This is a genomic window from Pantoea sp. S-LA4, from assembly GCF_054482835.1.
The window spans coordinates 1494793-1512916 of record NZ_JBTLRC010000002.1 but is presented as its reverse complement, the minus strand read 5'-3'; the positions used below and the strand labels follow the sequence as shown (position 1 = coordinate 1512916).

The 18124-nt window shown below is 56.2% G+C and carries 23 protein-coding genes; 13 read left to right on the top strand and 10 right to left on the bottom strand.

The genetic code is table 11. The annotated features are described in order from the left end of the window. Positions 1-8 precede the first annotated feature (8 nt). Positions 9-242: a hypothetical protein gene (locus ACX3P5_RS07945; protein ID WP_233984447.1), complete on the bottom strand. Its 234-nt coding sequence runs from the start codon at positions 240-242 to the stop codon at positions 9-11. Positions 243-537: 295 nt separating this feature from the next. On the opposite strand from ACX3P5_RS07945, the gene ACX3P5_RS07940 reads away from it, so the two are divergent. From ACX3P5_RS07940 to ACX3P5_RS07930, 3 genes are all read left to right on the top strand, one after another. Then, positions 538-1062, top strand: a complete 525-nt coding sequence (locus ACX3P5_RS07940) for a GNAT family N-acetyltransferase (protein WP_233984448.1) — start codon at positions 538-540, stop codon at positions 1060-1062. A 97-nt stretch (positions 1063-1159) separates the two neighbouring features. Then, the gene (locus ACX3P5_RS07935) at positions 1160-2386 is read left to right on the top strand and encodes a diguanylate phosphodiesterase (RefSeq protein ID WP_336755108.1); all 1227 of its coding nucleotides are present in this window, start codon (positions 1160-1162) and stop codon (positions 2384-2386) included. A 248-nt stretch (positions 2387-2634) separates the two neighbouring features. After that, complete coding sequence (locus ACX3P5_RS07930; protein WP_233984450.1) at positions 2635-2868, top strand: DUF4060 family protein; 234 nt, start codon at positions 2635-2637, stop codon at positions 2866-2868. 60 nt (positions 2869-2928) lie between these two features. On the opposite strand, the gene anmK is transcribed toward ACX3P5_RS07930, so the two are convergent. Beyond that, positions 2929-4050, bottom strand: a complete 1122-nt coding sequence (gene anmK / locus ACX3P5_RS07925) for an anhydro-N-acetylmuramic acid kinase (protein WP_233988185.1) — start codon at positions 4048-4050, stop codon at positions 2929-2931. 284 nt (positions 4051-4334) lie between these two features. Between anmK and slyB the strand changes: the two genes are divergently transcribed. Next, on the top strand, positions 4335-4802 hold the full coding sequence (gene slyB / locus ACX3P5_RS07920; RefSeq protein WP_094121943.1) for an outer membrane lipoprotein SlyB: 468 nt from the start codon (positions 4335-4337) through the stop codon (positions 4800-4802). Between the two features lie 44 nt (positions 4803-4846). Here the strand turns inward: slyB and slyA are convergent, their stop codons facing one another. Then, positions 4847-5284 (bottom strand): transcriptional regulator SlyA, encoded by a 438-nt coding sequence (slyA, locus tag ACX3P5_RS07915; protein WP_233984451.1) that lies wholly within the window; start codon positions 5282-5284, stop codon positions 4847-4849. Positions 5285-5433: 149 nt separating this feature from the next. Between slyA and ACX3P5_RS07910 the strand changes: the two genes are divergently transcribed. The 3 genes from ACX3P5_RS07910 to ACX3P5_RS07900 are packed head-to-tail and all read left to right on the top strand — an operon-like array spanning position 5434 to position 8529. After that, entirely contained in the window at positions 5434-5670 is a 237-nt protein-coding gene (locus ACX3P5_RS07910) for a DUF1656 domain-containing protein (protein ID WP_233984452.1), read from the top strand. 4 nt (positions 5671-5674) lie between these two features. Further along, entirely contained in the window at positions 5675-6532 is an 858-nt protein-coding gene (locus tag ACX3P5_RS07905) for an efflux RND transporter periplasmic adaptor subunit (protein WP_458968515.1), read from the top strand. Continuing rightward, complete coding sequence (locus ACX3P5_RS07900) at positions 6529-8529, top strand: FUSC family protein (RefSeq protein WP_233984454.1); 2001 nt, start codon at positions 6529-6531, stop codon at positions 8527-8529. The genes ACX3P5_RS07905 and ACX3P5_RS07900 overlap by 4 nt, the downstream gene beginning before the upstream one ends. On the opposite strand, the gene ACX3P5_RS07895 is transcribed toward ACX3P5_RS07900, so the two are convergent. The 4 genes from ACX3P5_RS07895 to ACX3P5_RS07880 form a co-directional block, all read right to left on the bottom strand. After that, positions 8530-8997: a hypothetical protein gene (locus ACX3P5_RS07895; RefSeq protein WP_233984455.1), complete on the bottom strand. Its 468-nt coding sequence runs from the start codon at positions 8995-8997 to the stop codon at positions 8530-8532. Between the two features lie 130 nt (positions 8998-9127). Beyond that, positions 9128-9646 carry a superoxide dismutase [Cu-Zn] SodC gene (gene sodC, locus ACX3P5_RS07890; protein WP_233984456.1) on the bottom strand — a complete coding sequence of 173 codons (519 nt, stop codon included), beginning with the start codon at positions 9644-9646 and terminating at the stop codon, positions 9128-9130. 84 nt (positions 9647-9730) lie between these two features. Continuing rightward, the gene (locus ACX3P5_RS07885; RefSeq protein ID WP_336755104.1) at positions 9731-10627 is read right to left on the bottom strand and encodes an aldo/keto reductase; all 897 of its coding nucleotides are present in this window, start codon (positions 10625-10627) and stop codon (positions 9731-9733) included. A gap of 68 nt (positions 10628-10695) precedes the next feature. Next, on the bottom strand, positions 10696-10935 hold the full coding sequence (locus ACX3P5_RS07880; RefSeq protein WP_458968514.1) for a DUF1289 domain-containing protein: 240 nt from the start codon (positions 10933-10935) through the stop codon (positions 10696-10698). A 177-nt stretch (positions 10936-11112) separates the two neighbouring features. Between ACX3P5_RS07880 and ACX3P5_RS07875 the strand changes: the two genes are divergently transcribed. The 4 genes from ACX3P5_RS07875 (at position 11113) to rnt (ending at position 14170) form a co-directional block, all read left to right on the top strand. Next, entirely contained in the window at positions 11113-11709 is a 597-nt protein-coding gene (locus ACX3P5_RS07875; RefSeq protein WP_233984459.1) for a TetR/AcrR family transcriptional regulator, read from the top strand. 50 nt (positions 11710-11759) lie between these two features. Then, complete coding sequence (gene nemA, locus ACX3P5_RS07870) at positions 11760-12857, top strand: alkene reductase (RefSeq protein ID WP_233984460.1); 1098 nt, start codon at positions 11760-11762, stop codon at positions 12855-12857. Between the two features lie 120 nt (positions 12858-12977). Then, the gene (gene gloA, locus ACX3P5_RS07865) at positions 12978-13385 is read left to right on the top strand and encodes a lactoylglutathione lyase (protein WP_031375718.1); all 408 of its coding nucleotides are present in this window, start codon (positions 12978-12980) and stop codon (positions 13383-13385) included. A 119-nt stretch (positions 13386-13504) separates the two neighbouring features. Beyond that, positions 13505-14170 (top strand): ribonuclease T, encoded by a 666-nt coding sequence (gene rnt, locus ACX3P5_RS07860; protein WP_233984461.1) that lies wholly within the window; start codon positions 13505-13507, stop codon positions 14168-14170. Between the two features lie 55 nt (positions 14171-14225). On the opposite strand, the gene ACX3P5_RS07855 is transcribed toward rnt, so the two are convergent. Beyond that, positions 14226-14561, bottom strand: coding sequence for a Grx4 family monothiol glutaredoxin (locus ACX3P5_RS07855; protein ID WP_458969171.1), 336 nt, complete (start codon positions 14559-14561; stop codon positions 14226-14228). A gap of 363 nt (positions 14562-14924) precedes the next feature. Between ACX3P5_RS07855 and ACX3P5_RS07850 the strand changes: the two genes are divergently transcribed. Beyond that, positions 14925-15710: a C40 family peptidase gene (locus ACX3P5_RS07850; RefSeq protein ID WP_233984462.1), complete on the top strand. Its 786-nt coding sequence runs from the start codon at positions 14925-14927 to the stop codon at positions 15708-15710. Between the two features lie 58 nt (positions 15711-15768). On the opposite strand, the gene cydH is transcribed toward ACX3P5_RS07850, so the two are convergent. Then, positions 15769-15858, bottom strand: a complete 90-nt coding sequence (gene cydH, locus ACX3P5_RS07845) for a cytochrome bd-I oxidase subunit CydH (protein WP_095707274.1) — start codon at positions 15856-15858, stop codon at positions 15769-15771. A 281-nt stretch (positions 15859-16139) separates the two neighbouring features. On the opposite strand from cydH, the gene purR reads away from it, so the two are divergent. Then, entirely contained in the window at positions 16140-17165 is a 1026-nt protein-coding gene (gene purR / locus ACX3P5_RS07840; RefSeq protein WP_233984463.1) for an HTH-type transcriptional repressor PurR, read from the top strand. Here purR and punR read toward each other — a convergent pair. Beyond that, positions 17162-18067, bottom strand: coding sequence for a DNA-binding transcriptional activator PunR (gene punR / locus ACX3P5_RS07835; protein ID WP_336755101.1), 906 nt, complete (start codon positions 18065-18067; stop codon positions 17162-17164). The two genes, purR and punR, sit on opposite strands and share 4 nt — an antisense overlap. Positions 18068-18124: the final 57 nt, after the last annotated feature.

Here is an 18124-nt window from a genome sequence, read left to right as displayed (position 1 = left end):
CTGATAAATCAGATAACGCGGATATTATTAATTCTCGGATTAATCGTCTGGTTTAACAGATCCTGTTCCGGCCCCAGATAATAAGGCACGGCACACTGCTTACCATCTTTGGTAAAAATAACCTGATTATCATGCAGAAACAGCGCAGTGAAATGGCCCAGCACCACGCCATTTAATTCAAAACAGTATTTTCTGGCTTCACGAAGCCCCTGCTTGCTATTCAGAAAATCAACAAATCGCATCACGCTGCGTCTCCTGGCAAATTTCATCCGCTCTGCTTGTTTATTACACAGAGATCAGGCGGAGGATAATATCCATAAGCGCAGCGCGGATCATTATGCTGGCGCGGTTTTCAGAAAAGACTGAATAGCCAATAATCAGTCAGGCTGAACAGATCAAATAACCGCAGCATTCTTCCCCGACTGACGCGGTCAGAGGAAATCGTTATGGTGCGGTCTGTGCATATTGCGCGGCAAAAGCGCGCGCTTTATTGTGGTTTTTTAGTCAGCATCACCGTGCAGGGCCAGGAGAGAGATAATGGAAATTTTTGACGCGGATTCACGTCATATCAGGGCGATCCAGCAGATTTATGCCTGGCATGTCCTTAACGGCACCGGCTCATTTGAAACCGTTGCGCCGGATGAAGCGGAGATGGCGCAGCGGCTGAATAAGATTCAGCAGGCGGGCCTGCCGTGGTTCATCGCTGTGAGTGACGGCGAGGTGCGGGGCTTCTGTTATCTGGCGCCCTACCGTCCCCGTCACGCCTATCGTTATACGCTGGAAGACTCAATCTATATCGATCCACAGTTTCGGCAGCGCGGCGTCGGCTCGCGTTTGCTGCGTCACGCTATCGCCTGGGCTGAACAGGCGGGTTACCGTCAGTTGATTGCTAATGTCGGAGACAGCGAGAACCGCGCATCGGTTGCTCTGCATTGCGCGGCGGGCTTTGAATTGGTAGGAACGCTGAGGTCGGTCGGCTTTAAACATGGCCGCTGGCTCGATACCGTTTTCCTGCAGCGAGCGCTGGGTGCCGGGGATGCTCTGCTGCCCGCTGACAATTAAATGCGTTCCGGAGCAATAAAGGCGGCCAGGCCTCGTTCACCGCTGATAAACCTTCTGGTAATGTGTGCGGACAAAAACAAAAAATCCGGAAGCCTTTATGTTGTCGACAATCATTTACCGCAGCCATATCGCCGGGCACGTACCGGTGAAATCGCTAAACGATTTGGCGGTAAAAGCTAATAAAATCAATGAATCCTCTGGTATTTCCGGCATTTTGCTGTTCAACGGCACGCATTTTTTCCAGGTACTGGAAGGTCCGGAACAGGCGGTAAAGGCGATCTATAGCCGGATTTGTCAGGACCCGCGTCATCATAACCTGGTGGAACTGATGCGCGATTATGCGCCATCACGCCGCTTCGGCAACGTGGGCATGGAGCTGTTTGACCTGCGGCAACATGATAAAGAGTCAGTGCTGGACGCAGTGCTGGCCAGATGCACCACAAAATTCCAGCTCACCTATGCCGATCGCGCTCTGCAGTTTCTGCGGACCTTTGTCGAAGCACGGGAAAAAGAGAACTATTACGAGATCCCGGCTGCCAGCAGCTGGACCTTTATCCGTGATGAATCGCCCCGGCGCGACGGCGAAGCGGCGCTGATTGCGGCTGATGAAGTGAGTTTTGCCTTTCAGCCGATTGTCGATCCTCTTGCCTGTGAAATTGTCTCGCTGGAGGCGCTGCTGCGCGGTCCACAGGGTGAACTGCCGCTCGACTATTTTGCACAGCTGCCGCGCGATCAGATCTACCTGACCGATCTGCAGTCGAAGAAGAGAGCCTTTGCCCAGGCTAAACAGCTGGGCATTGAGGGGCTGACGCTCTCGATTAATCTGTTGCCGATGACGCTGGTGGAAGTGCCTGATGCAGTGCCGTTCCTGCTGGATGAAATTGCCGCTCAGGGTCTGGTGCCTGAGCAGATCATGGTGGAGTTCACTGAAAACGAAGTGATCTCCCGCCTTGATGAGTTTGAAGCCGCGATTAAGCAGCTGAAGGCGGCCGGTATCAGCCTGGCGCTGGATGATTTCGGAGCTGGTTTTGCCGGCCTGTCGCTGCTGACGCGCATCCAGCCGGATAAGATCAAGATCGACCGCAATATTATCAGCGGCGTTCACAAGAGTGGTCCTAAGCAGGCGATCATTCATGCGATCCTGAAATGCTGCTCCTCACTGGAAATTTCCGTTATCGCCGAAGGCATTGAACAGCCGGAAGAGTGGATGTGGCTGGAAGCCGCAGGCGTCTCGCAGTTTCAGGGATATCTTTTCGCCAGGCCGCAGCTTAACGGCATCGCGGCGGTCGCCTGGCCAGAACTGAACGCAACCCAGATCCTCTGACGTCATCGCACAGTCTGCGATTTAGACGAATCTGTCCCGCCCCGCCTTGCCGGATCGGCCCGGTGCTGCTAATAAATAAGCAGCACCGGGTGATGATCTTCATCTCTCTGTCATCTCCCGGCTGCAAAGTCAGACATTATCAACCCGTTATTACCCCCGATGTTTAGCAGTCAGATGTTCAGTGTTTAGGCCGACGCAGCGCGCACAGCGTGCAACGTGACTCCCAGGGACAGCATTTGAGGAACTGAATGAAGCACATCATCCGCGGTGATAAAGAGCCCGCCCATATCCTGGCCGCAACGCGTGCGCTCGAAGCGCACTATTCTCGCTATGGAGAAGGCAATAAATACCACCCCATCATCTATTCCATCGCCTATCGCAGCCGGTATTACCAGGTTGAAGTCATTACCCGCCGTGAAACCATGGTTGCCACGGTGATCACCGGCGTGCGCAATCTGACCCATCTCTCGGGCGCAGCCTGACAGACGGCGTATCCCTTCATCAAACGGGGGCGCTTCGCCCCCGAATCGTCAGAGTGAATCTCAGCGCCGGTAGAGCACATTGGCCGGGTAGATCGCGCCAATCACACTCTTTTCCCGCGCGCCGGTGACCGCAGGCAGATTGCCCGGTAAGCCTGAGAGCGTGCGGAAAGCGAGCCAGGCAAATGCCAGCGCTTCCATATCGTCACCGCTGATCCCTGCGGCATCGGTGGTGGTCACTTCGGTACCCGGCAAATGGGTGGCCAGACGGGCCATCAGCAGCGGATTGCGGCTGCCGCCACCACACACCAGCAGACGATCGCAGCCATCATTGAGCTGCACCTGCCGGGAGATAGTGATGGCGGTCAGCTCCACCAGCGTGGTCTGCACATCCTGCGGCGCCAGCCCAGGGAAGTGGCGCAGATGCTGCTCCAGCCAGCCGAGGTTAAAATGTTCCCGTCCGGTGCTCTTCGGCGGCGGCAGGGCAAACCACGGCTCGCGCAGCATCGCCTCTAACAGTGCCGGGATCAGAGTGCCACTGCGCGCCCATTGTGCATCCTGATCGTAGGCTTTGCCCTGATTGCGCCAGATCCAGGCATCCAGCAACATGTTGCCGGGTCCGGTATCAAAACCGCGCACCGGCTGGCCGGGAAACAGCAGCGAGAGATTGGCGATGCCGCCAATGTTCAGCACCATGCGGCGTTCCGTGGCGTCCATTAACAGCGCCTGATGGAAAGCGGGCACCAGCGGCGCGCCCTGCCCGCCGAGCGCCATATCGCGGCGGCGAAAATCCCCGACAACGGTCACGCCGGTTGCCGCAACAATCCGGTTGTTATCGCCAATCTGTAACGTATTCGGGGCGGCACTTTGCGGTTCATGCCAGACGGTCTGCCCGTGACAGCCTATCGCGACCACATCGCTCGCCTCCAGCGATTCGCGCTGCATTAAGGTCAGCACCGCATCGGCAAACAGCTGGCCCAGCCGGGTATCGAGCTGTCCGAGCTGTGACAACGTCAGGCTTTGTCCCTGGCAAACCGCCAGAACGGCCTGGCGCAGATCGGGCGGCATCGGATGGCAGTAGCTGGCCTGCTGCGCCACCAGATTCTCATCAATCGCCGCCAGTACCACATCCACCCCGTCCAGGCTGGTGCCCGACATCACACCAATATAACGTCCTGATTTTATAGCCATTGTTTTCTCCCCGCTGGAGGTGCGAATCATTGCGATTAGCCTGACAAAATACGCAGGCTAATTCTATGATTAAATTATTTATTTCTCAGAGCTGGCGAGCCGGTAACGCAACGGCACTATTTTTCTCCGTCGATTGAATTATTGTTAACCTTACAGAGTCTATGCTTCTGTCCAGCCGTGTTTTATTCGGACAAGGATTAATTTGCCAGGTTTGTGTCTTATACTGTGTGCAGGATATCGCGATAAACGTGGCGCCTTCTCGACTAAAGGAGTTTCAAATGATTAAGCGTGTAGTGGTGGTCGCTTTGACCGGTGTGATGCTGGCAGGTTGTAGCAACACAAGTACGCTGTCGGGTGATACCTACAGTGCCAGTGAAGCCAAACAGGTTCAGAGCGTCTCTTACGGTACTCTGGTCTCGGTTCGTCCGGTGAAAATTCAGGGCGGAGATGAGAGTAACGTGATTGGTGCCATCGGTGGTGCCGTGCTGGGTGGTTTCCTCGGTAACACCATTGGTGGTGGCAGCGGACGTAGCCTGGCAACAGCCGGCGGTGCGGTACTGGGCGGCGTAGCCGGTCAGGGCGTACAGGGCGCAGTGAACAAGACTGATGGTGTTGAGCTGGAGATCCGTAAGGATGATGGTAACACTATCATGGTGGTACAGAAGCAGGCCGCAACGCGCTACTCGGTTGGTCAGCGTGTGGTGATGGCATCGAACGGCAGCCAGGTGACCGTTTCACCTCGCTAAGGCGAATGATGTGAAAAAAAACCGACGCCTGAGCGTCGGTTTTTTTATTTCTCGCGGTTCTGCAGTTCGAGAATATTTTTTTCCAGCCGGGCAATCAGCGTCACCATCTGGTTGATCTCTTCGCGGCTGATGCCGGAGAGAATATCATCGCGCGTTTCATCAATCACGCTCTCAACCTGTTCGATGATCGGTTCCGCCTGCTGCGTCAGCTTAATGCGCTTGGCGCGGCGATCGTTGGCGCAGGTCGAACGGGTAATTAATCCCTTATCCTCCAGCTGGTCGAGCGTCCGCACCAGTGAAGGTTGTTCGATGCCGATGGCTTTGGCTAATTGAATCTGTGACTGCTCTGGCGGCAGTTGATGAATATTGTGCAGCGTTACCCAGTGAGTCTGAGTCAGCTCAAGCGGTTTTAATCGCTGATCAATCAACGCGCGCCAGATGCGCACCAGTCGAGATAAATCCGTTCCGAGGGGCGTATCCATTTCATCTCCTTATAATTAGCTTGCTAGCTATCAAGCCAGATTTTACACTATTCTGCGAGTTTACAGGATAAATTACAAATCCCGGACCGCCGCGCAGCGACAGGGCATCGCTTTCGGGCTGCCGCTCGGGTTAATTAAGGATATCAAACGTGCTCACCCACCTCTTCTCCAGTGCCAAACCGCTAACCGATCTGGTGGTCGGCGCTTCGCTGTTTTTCCCGCCCATCTTCAAAGCGGTGATACTGGGTTTTCTGGTCTGGTTGCTGATTCACCCGCTGGTGCGCGGCTGGATCTACTCTGGTGATATCTGGCATCCCACGCTGTTTGATCTCTCTCTGTTTGTGCTGTGCGTTACCGCCGCACTCTGGCTCATCGGTCACGGATAATCGTATGAAATTTAACGCGGTGAAATATTTCTCCACCCTGATTGTGTTTGCGCTGGCGCTGCTGGCCGGTGGATGGATGTGGAATTACTACATGCAGTCGCCCTGGACGCGCGACGGCAAAGTACGGGCTGAACTGGTCGATATCACGCCACAGGTCTCTGGCCGCATTACTCAGCTGCAGGTCAAAGACAATCAGTTTGTCCATCAGGGTCAACGATTGCTAACGCTGGACCCGGTGCCGTGGCAAATTGCACTCGACAATGCCGAAGCGCAACTCAGCAAGGCGCAGGCCGATCTGGCCCGAACGCAGCACGAATTTAACCGGCGTAGTCGCCTGCCGCGCAATGTGATTTCAGCGGAAGATCTCGACGCCGCACGGCTGGCCGCTAACGCCGCCGTCGCCAGTGCCAAAGCGGCCGAGGCGGAGCGGGATCGGGCGCGCTGGAATCTGCAACAGACGACGCTGACCGCGCCCACTGACGGCTGGATCACTAATCTCACTCTGCGGCCCGGCAACTACGCCACCGCGGGCAGTCCGCTGTTTGCGCTGGTCGATAGCCACTCTTATTACGTGGTGGGCTATTTTGAAGAAACCAAGCTGCGCCATATTCATCCGGGCGCAGCGGCTCAGGTGGTGCTCTATAGCAATGGCGCACGACTCCAGGGCCAGGTAGACAGTATTGGCCGCGCCATCTACGACCAGAGCATTGAGACGGACAGCGGTCTGGTGCCGGACGTCAAGCCTAATGTGCCCTGGGTGCGGCTGGCGCAGCGGGTGCCGGTACGCATTCGTCTCGATCCGCTGCCGGCTGAGGTGCCACTGGTGGCCGGAACCACCTGCACGATCACCATTCAGCCATGAATTTTCAGTGGCTGGCGTGGGATCAGTTACCCTGGATTAAGGCCAACGCTAATCAGTGGCGCTATGCATTGCGCAACGCCATTGCCATGTGTCTGGCACTCAGTATCGCCTATGGGCTGGATCTGGATGAGCCTTACTGGGCGATGACCTCGGCGGCAGTCATCAGTTTTCCGACCGTGGGCGGTGCCATCAGCAAAAGCCTTGGCCGGATTGTCGGCAGCCTGCTCGGGGCCAGCGCCGCGTTGCTGATCGCCGGACATACCCTGAATGAACCCTGGCTGTTTACCTTTGCGATTGCCGGCTGGCTGGCGCTCTGTACCGGCATCGCCAATCACTATCAGAACAATGTCGCCTACGCCTTTTCTCTCGCCGGCTATACCGCAGCCATTATCGCCTTCAGCAGCGTTAACATCACCGATATTACCGATTTATGGACCATCGCTCAGGCGCGGGTCTGCGAAGTGATCTCCGGCATCCTGTGTGCCGGTTTTATGATGATGGTGCTGCCGAGCACCTCCGATGGCGAGACGCTTATCACCTCGTTAAAGCAGATGCACGCCAGGCTGCTGGAGCATGCGGTGTTACTGCTGCAACCGTCGGTCAGTGACAACATTCGTACCGCGCATGAGAATGTCATCAGTCAGATTCTGACCATGAATCTGCTGCGGATTCAGGCCTTCTGGAGCCACTACCGCTTTCGCCGCCAGAACAACGTGCTCAACTACGTGCTGCACCAGCAGCTGCGGCTGACCAGCGTGCTCTCCAGCCTGCGCCGTATGTTGCTGAACTGGCCCGACGCGCCCGACGCGCTGTTTGCTGCGTTGCAACAGCTGCTGGCTGAGCTGGGGAAACCGGAGTGTGATAAGTACCGGCTGGCGCGCATTCTGCGTAGCGTCACGCCAGCGGCCGACGGTGACTACCGGCAGCGCGCTTTTTGTCAGCGGCTGCGTTATTTTTGCTGGATGTATCTCAACGTGCTGCGCTGGATCCGGTTGCTGGATCGCGCCGATGCCGATACCCGCTTTCAGCCCCCGCCGGTTCCGGCCTTAGCACGCGACAGCGACAGCGCCGAAGCGGGCTGGAGCGCGCTGCGTACCTTCAGCATCATCGTGCTGGGCTGCGCGTTCTGGATCAATACTCAATGGTCCTCCGGTGCGGCGGCACTGACCTTAACCGCCATCGCCTGCGTGCTCTATGCCTCTTCACCGTCGCCGGGCGGCAGCGTGACGCTGCTGCTGAAAACCCTGCTGTGGCTGTTTGCCTTTAGTTTTGTGATGAAGTTCGGTCTGATGGTGCAAATCAGCCAGCTGTGGCAGTTTTTACTGCTGCTGTTCCCGCTGCTGGTGACGCTGCAGCTGTTTAAGTTACAGCAAAAGCAGCGCGCCGGGATGTGGGGACAATTTATTGTGTTTATGGGCTCGTTCATCGCCGTCACCAACCCGCCGACCTGGGATTATCAGGATTTCTTCAACGACAACATCGCCAAAGTGTGCGGCGTCCTGCTGGCCTGGCTGGCGTTCCAGATTTTACGGCCCAGCTCAGATGCGCGCCGAAGTCGTCGTCATATCCGTGCATTGCGGCTGGCGTTTCTTGATCAGCTCAGACGGCGTCCGCGCCTGAGTGAAAGCCGTTTTGAATCGCAGATTTATCATCGCATCAGCCAGCTTAGTCACAGCCGGGATGAGCAGGCGCGCGTCTGGTTATTGCGCTGGGGCGTGGTATTGCTCAATTGCTCGCATATTGTCTGGCAGTTGCGGCAGTGGCAGGCGGATTCCGCCACGCTGATCAGCGTGCGCGACAGCAGTTTGCAGAATCTTCAGCGGATTATCAGCAGTCGCGGGGTGCAGCACAGTTCGCTGGATCTGATCCTGGCGGAGCTGGAGAGAATGATCGCCTCATTGCTGGCGCTGGGCAGTAATGAGGCGAGTGAACTGGCCGGTATTCTCTGGCGGCTGCGCTGTTCGCTGGCTCAGCTGAAACAGGCGGTGCCGGGCTGATTACTGGCAATATTGCTGCTGCTGCCGGGTGAAATCATCCTGCAATTGCTGCAGCGTTTTATGGCCTTCAAAGCGGGTTTTATCAACCTCGGTCATCGGCTCGATGACCAGCGCCTTTTCATCCGGCGAGAAGATAAACCGCCGGCTCAGTTCGGTGCCGGTAAAACTTTTGCCGACAATGCCGCCGCAGACCATGGTCATGGTGCGTCGATAAATGGTGGTGTCAGTAAAATTGGTTTCGGTAGCGCTGCGATAGACCTGATCGCAACCCTGCGCTTCCAGCTTGCGCACCGTATTACGGCTCAGCCATTCACGTCCTTTAGCAATCTTTTCGCAGGTGCTGCGCATCGGGTTGGTATCAATGGTGCGCTGCAGCTCCCGCCCGGTTTCCGTCACCAACTGCGTATCGTTGGGTTTATCGCATCCCACCAGCAGCAAGCACAGCAGTAATGCGCCCTTGAATTTCATATACCTGCTCCTTCACCCATCACGCTTTCTTACCTGAATCAATATCATAGGGGGGAAATGTGCAGGATGGTACAACAATTCATAAACAGGCTGGAAGAAAAACAGGCGGCACCGATGGCCGCCCTGAAAATCAGATTACGCCGCAGGCAAAGCGTGCCCCGCCACCGCCCAGCGGTTGCGGATGATCGGCATGGTTATCGCCGCCCACATGCACCATCAGCGCTTTACCCTTAATTTCACTCAGCGATTTGAGACGTGGCGCGAGCACCGGATAGCTGGCGTTGCCTTTCTCATCCACATAGACGGCTGGCAGATCGCCTGAGTGCCCTTCCGCGTAAGGCCCCAGATGTTTCCCGCTGTTAGCCGGATCAAGATGGCCGCCTGCCGCACCGGCCGCTACTACCTTGCCCTGCGACTCGCCCGGTTCACAGCTGCCCTTTGCATGTACATGAAAACCATGAATACCAGGCTGCAGCCCTTTGAGATCGGGCGTGAACTGCAGGCCATACCGGGTCTCTTCAATCGTCACGTTACCGAGCGATTTTCCAATCCCCTCCGCGGTGACCTGATGGATGGTGACCTGTTCACTGGCGGCCTGAGCCGCTCCGCAAGTCATAAGGGCAAATAGCGCAACTGCTTTGAGCTTCATGGTGACTCCTTGTTGGTACCAGGGTATGGCATAAGCCTGGTACCGGTTGCGCTATTCTGCCGAAGATTGACGCAGTTTTACGCTTCAGGGCACATCGAAGCCTAACGCAGCCTTGCGGATGCGGAACCATTGCTGACGGTTCAGGGTCAGGTTTACCGCTGCGGCTGCTTCAGTGACGCGCGCCGTTTTGCCTGATCCGATAATCGGCAGCGGCTTGCTCGGCAGCATCATAATCCACGCATACACTACCTGCTCCATGCTGCTGGCACCGGTCTCCTGGCGTATCACCTCCAGCTCGTCTCGCAGTGGCTGATAGTGGGGATCGTTAAACAGCCGTCCGCCGCCCAGACAGGACCAGGCCATCGGCCGGAAACGTAACTGCTGGCACTGATCGAGCGTGCCGTCCATCAGCAGATTTTGCTGCACCGGCGAGATCTCCAGCTGGTTAGTGACCAGGGAAAATGGCAGACGGGACTGCAGCAGCGCGAATTGCGCTGGCGTGAAGTTAGAGACGCCTGCGTGCAGCACTTTGCCACTCTGGTGCAGCGTCATAAAGGCCTCGGCGACCTCGTCGGCCTCCATCAGCGGATCGGGACGGTGAATCAGCAGCAAATCAAGGCGATCGGTGCCGAAATGGCGCAGCGAATTTTCCGCACTCTGAATGATATGCGCTTTATCCGTATTGTAATGGCCGATCCGATGCTCAGGCCGGGCGCGGGTTGCAATCCCGCATTTGGTGACGATCTGCAGCCGTTCGCGCAGTCCTGGCGCCAGCTTCAGCGCCTCGCCAAATGCCGCTTCGCACTGATAATCACCATAGATATCCGCGTGGTCGACGGTGGTGATGCCGAGGCTCAGGTGATGCTCAATAAATGCCACTCGTTGCTGGGGCGACATCCCCCACTCCATCAGCCGCCAGTAACCCATAATGAGCGGTGAAAAATCCGGACCCTGCGACGCGATGGCTTGCGGTTGTAACATAACGATCTCCCTGTGGCACGATGGCTGGAATAAAGGTGTCAGAGAGTATAACGGAAACCGCCACGTCGTCAGAACAAGCTCGGTTGATGCGGATCAATCGGCTCCTCTTTCTTCTGTTGCCGCAGCAGTCGCAGGCGGCGCTGGTGACAGAGACGCAGCACCTCACGCTTCTGCGTGTCGCTGAAGCGCATCCAGTTGAACCGCTCTTCGCGGCTGCGTAAACATCCCAGACAGTAGCCGCGGGCATCGCTCTCGCAGATGCCACGACAGGGACTGGGAACCGGGAAAAACTCAAGCTGCTCGGCCACCACGACTCCGGTGTTAAAGATGAAACGGACTATTGAAGAGATCTTAGCCTGTTTGTGCAACAAAGAAGCAATATCTGTTACCCGATTCTTGCTGATCACCGTCACGGAGTGAACACTCTGTGCCAAAAGCGACTCGCCCGATTGCATTAGACCGACTGGTCTACTAATCTCCCTGTCATGAACAAGACGCAACCACGCAATGAAACCCGCGAACATCTGCTCCGTATTGGTGAGCAGCTTTGTCTGCAACGGGGTTTCACCGGAATGGGGCTGAGCGAACTGCTGACCCTGGCGGAAGTGCCGAAAGGCTCTTTCTACTATTACTTCCGTTCCAAAGAGACCTTTGGCGTGGCGCTGCTGGAGCGCTACTTTGCACGCTTCCTGCAGGATGTTGAGCTTCAGCTGAATCAGCCCGATGGCACGCCGCGTGAGCGTCTGCTGAACCATTTTCGGGCTGCTGAGCAGCTGTTTACCCAGCAGGGACACATCGTGGGCTGTCTCGGCGTCAAGGTATCGGCAGAGGTCTGCGATCTCTCTGAACCGATGCGCGACGCGCTGCAACAGGGCGCAGCAAAAATTACCGCGCTCTATGCAGAGACGCTGAGTGCCGCTGCTCAGCAGGAGTCGCTGGCATTGCCGCATCCTCCGGCGCAAATGGCCGAACTGTTGTCGCTGTTGTGGCTCGGTGCAAGCTTACAAAGCAAGATTTCCCGCGAGCCGCAGCCGCTGCGGCTGGCATTACGTACCATCGAACAGTGGCTGAAAATCCACTGATTTTTAAAAAAAGTGTTTGTAGACGACTGGTCTACTAATCAGGAGCTAACATGGCGAGTACCCAGCTGTTTCGTCCGCTGAAAGTCGGCGCAATTACCGTGCCAAACCGCGTTTTTATGGCACCACTGACCCGTCTGCGCAGCATTGAGCCAGGCGATATTCCTACTCCGATGATGGGCGAATATTATCGCCAGCGCGCCAGCGCCGGTTTGATCATTACTGAAGCCACCCAGATCTCTTTTCAGGCGAAAGGCTATGCCGGCGCACCAGGCCTGCATACTCAACCGCAGATTGCGGCGTGGAAAGCGATTAACGAAGGCGTGCATCAGGCGGGCGGACACACGGCGGTACAGCTGTGGCACACCGGCCGTATCTCACATAACAGCGTGCAGCCAGAAGGTAAAGCCCCGGTTGCGCCATCGGCCCTTGCTGCCGGTACCCGCACTTCACTGCGTGCCGCTGACGGCAGCGTCTACCGCGAAGAGACTTCGGTACCTCGTGAGCTGACGGTGGCTGAGATTCAGCAGATCGTCGCCGATTTCGGTCAGGCCGCCGCCAATGCGCGTGAAGCCGATTTCGACCTGCTGGAACTGCACTCCGCACATGGTTACCTGATCCATCAGTTCCTGGCACCTGGCTCTAACCAGCGTACCGACGAATATGGCGGCAGCATCGAGAAGCGTGGCCGTTTTGCGCTGGAAGTGGTTGATGCGGTGATCGCTAACTGGTCAGCTGACCGCATTGGTATCCGCGTATCGCCTATCGGCAGCTTCCAGAATCTGGATAACGGTCCGGATGAGGAAGAAGCAGCGCTGTGGTACATCGGTGAGCTGGCAAAACGCAATATCGCTTACCTGCACCTCTCCGAGCCAGACTGGGCTGGCGGCAAGCCGTACAGCGATGCCTTCCGTGAGAAAGTGCGTAACCTGTTCCCTGGCGCGATCATTGGCGCAGGTGCTTATACCGTTGAGAAAGCGGACGATCTGATCGCCCGCGGCCTGATCGATGCGGTGGCGTTTGGTCGTGATTATATCGCGAACCCGGATCTGGTGGAGCGCCTGCAGCAGGATGCGCCGCTGAACCCGCAACGTCCGGAAAGTTTCTACGGCGGCGGTGCTGAAGGCTATATCGATTACCCGACGCTGTAATCTTCTTACAGGCTGCCATCCGGGAAGATGATGGCAGCCATTATTCACTGGCGATTTTGATCGCTATACTTAGCGCTGGTGTCATCCGGCGATGGCGTTTTGATTATTAAAGAGGATGTTATGCGTTTACTTCATACCATGCTGCGCGTTGGCGATCTGCAACGTTCGATCGATTTCTACACCCGTGTGCTGGGCATGCGCGTGCTGCGTCAGAGCGAAAACACCGAATACAAATATACGCTGGCCTTTGTGGGCTATACCGAAGAGAGCGAAGGTGCAGTCATCGAGCTGACCTACAACTGGGGCGTGGATAAATATGACCTCGGCAATGCTTACGGACACATTGCGCTGGGCGTTGATGATGTGGCTGCGGCCTGCGAACGCATCCGTAACGATGGCGGCAACGTCACGCGTGAAGCGGGTCCGGTGAAAGGCGGCTCGACCATCATTGCCTTTGTTGAAGATCCCGATGGTTACAAAATCGAACTGATCGAAAACAAACACGCCGGTCACGGCCTGGGCAACTAAGCCTGCTCTTCAGCCTGCCCTGCCGGGTGGGCTGATCTTCTCTGCTCTTCTTCATCTGCTGCACCCGGGCCCGTTTTTTGCCATAATGCGCGCTGCCCTTTTTCTGCAATGAGATCCTGATGTCTGAATCGAATTCCCCCCATGCACTCAATCAACGTTTCCGTGGCTTCTATCCGGTGGTCATCGACGTGGAAACCGCCGGTTTCAACGCGCAGACTGACGCGCTGCTGGAGATCGCGGCCACCACGCTGAAAATGGATGAAGAGGGTTGGATCCATCTCGACCAGACGCTGCATTTTCACGTTGAACCTTTTGTCGGCTCGCTGCTGCATCCTGAAGCGCTGGCATTTACCGGCATCGATCCCAGTAACCCGCTGCGCGGCGCAGTGAGTGAATATGAAGCGCTGCACGCCATCTTTAAGATGGTGCGTAAAGGCATTAAGGATACCGGCTGTAATCGCGCCATTATGGTGGCGCACAACGCCACTTTCGATCTCAACTTCATGAATGCCGCCGCCGAACGCGCCAGCCTGAAACGCAATCCGTTTCACCCGTTCGCCACCTTTGATACCGCGGCGCTGAGCGGACTGGTGCTGGGTCAGACGGTGCTGGCGAAAGCCTGTAAAGCGGCAGGAATGGATTTTGACAGTACCCAGGCGCACTCGGCGCTGTACGATACCCAGCAGACCGCTATTTTGTTCTGTGAACTGGTGAATCGCTGGAAGCGACTGGGTGGATGGCCGCTGCCGTTTGCTGAAGGCGAGCCATCAGCGACCGCTGACTGAAGAACCGGCAATGAAAGACAATGAAAAAGGCCGACATCGCGTCGGCCTTTCTGTTTTATTCCGCTTCTTTAAACTTCTCTGCGGTCTCTGTGATCAGCGACTGCAGTTCACCGCGCTGGAACATCTCGACGATGATGTCACATCCGCCGACCAGCTCGCCATCAATCCACAGCTGTGGAAAGGTTGGCCAGTTGGCATATTTCGGCAGCTCTGCACGAATGTCCGGGTTCTGCAGAATATCCACGTAAGCAAAGCGCTCACCGCAGGCTGACAGCGCCTGAACCGCCTGCGCAGAGAAACCGCAGCTTGGCAGTTTCGGTGAACCTTTCATGAACAGCAGGATCGGGTTTTCTGCGATCTGGCGCTGAATTTTTTCTACAGTACTCATAATTGCCTTCCTTAATTCGTCACTTCGTGTTTGTTTATTGTAGCGACTTCGCACCAGGACTGAAAACGAGATTTTACCGCTGCCGGATTAAATCGCCATGTTTGTTAAGTCCGCTCATCAGCCCTGATGCCACCCGGTTATTAACGGCCAGTAACATATTAATAATTTGCAATAGTTTTGCCGATATAAGACGCTGAAAATGTTCATTTTCAACGCAATTGCGTGAGGCCGAAAGATTAATAAAAAAAGGCGTTACTGTTTTCAAACGAACTGGACTAGAATGGCATCGGCGCTGATCCTGGATCAGATTATTCCCAACTTTGTCGCGGTGCGTAGTGGCCCTGACAACTTAACTAAAACCGGACTATGCGTTTAATCATTACGCTTTTCATTCTTGCCTTTGCGCAACTGTTCTTTAACATCGCTTCTGCCTCACCGCAGGCGCCGGTGAATGTCAGTTCGCATAAAGCAGAGAAAAAGAGTGCGCGCGAAGATGAGCGCCGCAAGCGTCGCCCGCTGAAAACGGCGGCAAAGAAAACACGCGTCAGTCCGGTTCAGAAGCTCAAAGTCAAAAAACAGAAAAAAAGCGAACTCACCGCCAGCCATCTTCCCGCTAAGAAAAGTAAAACCTCCCTGAAAACGGCCAGTAAAAAACGCTACGGCCACCAGCGTTCGCTTAAAACCGTTGACGCCAGCAGCAGTGACACCGGCACCATTAAAATGAGCAAGTCACATCGTCAGCGTTACCAGAAAGCGCGCGAAACGGCGATGACCAAGCTGATGGGCCAGTTGGGCAAACCTTATCAATGGGGTGGCACCTCACCGCATACCGGTTTTGATTGCAGCGGCCTGGTCTGGTACGCCTATAAAGATTTGGTCAAGTTCAAGATCCCGCGCACCGCCAATGAGATGTTCCATCTGCGCGACGCCGCGCCGGTTAAACGTGAGTCACTGGAGAAAGGCGATTTAGTCTTTTTCCGCATCAATGGCCGCGGCACCGCCGATCACGTTGGGGTTTATCTCGGCAACGGCAAATTCATTCAGTCACCGCGTACCGGCAAAGATATTCAGATCAGTGCGCTGGGTGAAGACTACTGGCAGCGCCACTATATTGGTGCGCGTCGGGTCATGACGCCAAAGACCATTCGCTAACGCAGCCGTTGAGCGATCGCCAGACAGCAAAAAGCCGGGCCATGCCCGGCTTTTTCGATCAGTGCAGAATCGCGGTGAAGCTAAAAGCGACAATCATCAGCAGGCAGCCGACGGTAGTCATCAGCGCCAGTTTCAAATCGGTACTCATTTAACTCTCCTTAGTCACAATTTTTGTGGGGTTAAGCCATTTTCCCACAGGACCGGGTAAAAATCTCGTTTTATCCGCCCAGCCTTGTTAGAATCCTGCCTTTGTTGCGCAACGCGCGCAGCCCCGGTTCCGTTTGCTCTCTTTTCAGGCGCTCATTACCCGCCAGTCGCCCTGTTTACCGGTCAGAAAACCTGCATAATTGCGCAGAAAACCCTGAGCAGACGCAAACGTTTAACATTATGCTTATCATTGCGTTAGATAAGCCCTGGAGTCCGATTTTAATGGCAACAATTAAAGATGTGGCAAAACGCGCCGGCGTCTCAACGACCACCGTTTCGCACGTCATCAATAAAACGCGTTTTGTCGCTGAAGAGACGCGCAACGCCGTCTGGCAGGCGATTCAGGAACTGCACTATTCGCCCAGCGCCGTGGCGCGCAGCCTGAAGGTGAATCACACCAAAACGCTGGGCCTGCTGGCGACTTCCAGCGAAGCGCCCTACTTTGCTGAAATTATTGAAGCAGTGGAAAACCACTGTTTCGACAAAGGCTATACCCTGATTCTGGGTAATGCGCACAATGATCTGCAGAAGCAGCGCGCCTATCTCAGCATGATGGCGCAAAAGCGCGTCGATGGGCTGCTGGTGATGTGCTCTGAGTATCCGGACGATCTGCTGAAAATGCTGGAAGAGAACCGTAACATCCCGATGGTGGTAATGGACTGGGGCGAATCCCGCGCCGACTTTACCGACACGGTGCTGGACAATGCGTTTCAGGGCGGTTATCTCGCCGGGCGTTATCTGATTGAGCGTGGCCATCGCGAGATTGGCGCCATCCCCGGCCAGATGGAGCGCAACACCGGAGGCGGACGTCACGCCGGCTTCCTGAAGGCGCTGGAAGAAGCGGGTATTCAGCCGCGTGCCGAGTGGATTGTCCAGGGTGACTTTGAACCTGAATCGGGCTATCAGGCAATGCAGCAGATCCTGTCGCAGAAACAGCGCCCGACCGCGGTGTTCTGTGGTGGCGATATCATGGCGATGGGGGCGATTTGCGCCGCCGATGAGATGGGATTGCGCGTGCCGCAGGACATTTCGGTGATCGGCTATGACAATGTGCGCAACGCGCGCTACTTCGCGCCGGCGCTGACCACCGTTCATCAGCCGAAAGCGCAGCTGGGTGAGAAAGCGCTGGAGATGTTGCTGGATCGCATCACCAGCAAACGTGAGATTTCTCAGACCATCGAAGTGCATCCAACCCTGATTGAACGTCGTTCCGTAGCTGATGGTCCGTTCCGCGACTACCGCCGTTAATCTTCGCTTAACCACTCCTGATTAAGCGTTTGCGCATCACCCAGATAGCTGAGTAACCAGCCGGTCGCCGGTGATGCGCGATCTTCCGCCCAGCTGACACAACAGGGACTCTCCGGAAAAGCCACCGGCAGGGTCAGCTCCACCAGCGCGCCGCTGTCCAGCAACGGCCGGGCCAGATGACCAGGCACCATCGCCACGCACAATCCCGCCAGTACGCAATCCAGCCCGGTCTGCCATTCCGGCACCACCAGCCGACGCTGGTTGTCGAGCGTCCACGTCATCCGGCGTGGCAGCGCGCGCGAAGTATCTTCCAGAACCAGCGACGGCCAGCTGCGCAGGGTATCGTCATCTATCTGGCTCACTTCCGTCAGCGGATGGTGGTTCGCGACCACGCAGCGCCAGTTGAGCGTCCCCATATCGCGAAAGGCAAAGCGGCCGCCGACCGGGATCGCCTGAGTCGCGCCGATAGCAACCTCCACCCGGCCATCCGCCAGCGCATCCCAGACGCCGTTGAACACTTCATAACTGATGTGCAACTCCATGTCAGGAAAGTGCCGGTAAAAATCCTTCACTAATTGTCGGGTACGCTGCGGCTTGACGATACAGTCCACCGCAATACTTAACTGCCCGCGCCAGCCGTTGGCCAGCTGCTGACACTGGCGGCGGGTGGCGAGCATTTTTTTGATGACGCTGCGCCCTTCCCGGACAAAATGCTCTCCCGCAGGGGTTAATACCACCTCACGATGCTGACGTTCAAACAGCGGAACCGCCAGCCAGGTCTCCAGCTGGCGCACCGTGTAGCTGATAGCCGACGGCACCCGATGCAGCTCCTGCGCCGCCGCGCTGAAGCTGCCACCGCGCGCCACGGCATCCACCACTTCTAACGCATATTCTGACCACATATTCTGCCTTCAAATTTTTTAACAGCAATCGGCAAATATTAGCGTTTCACAGCGGCA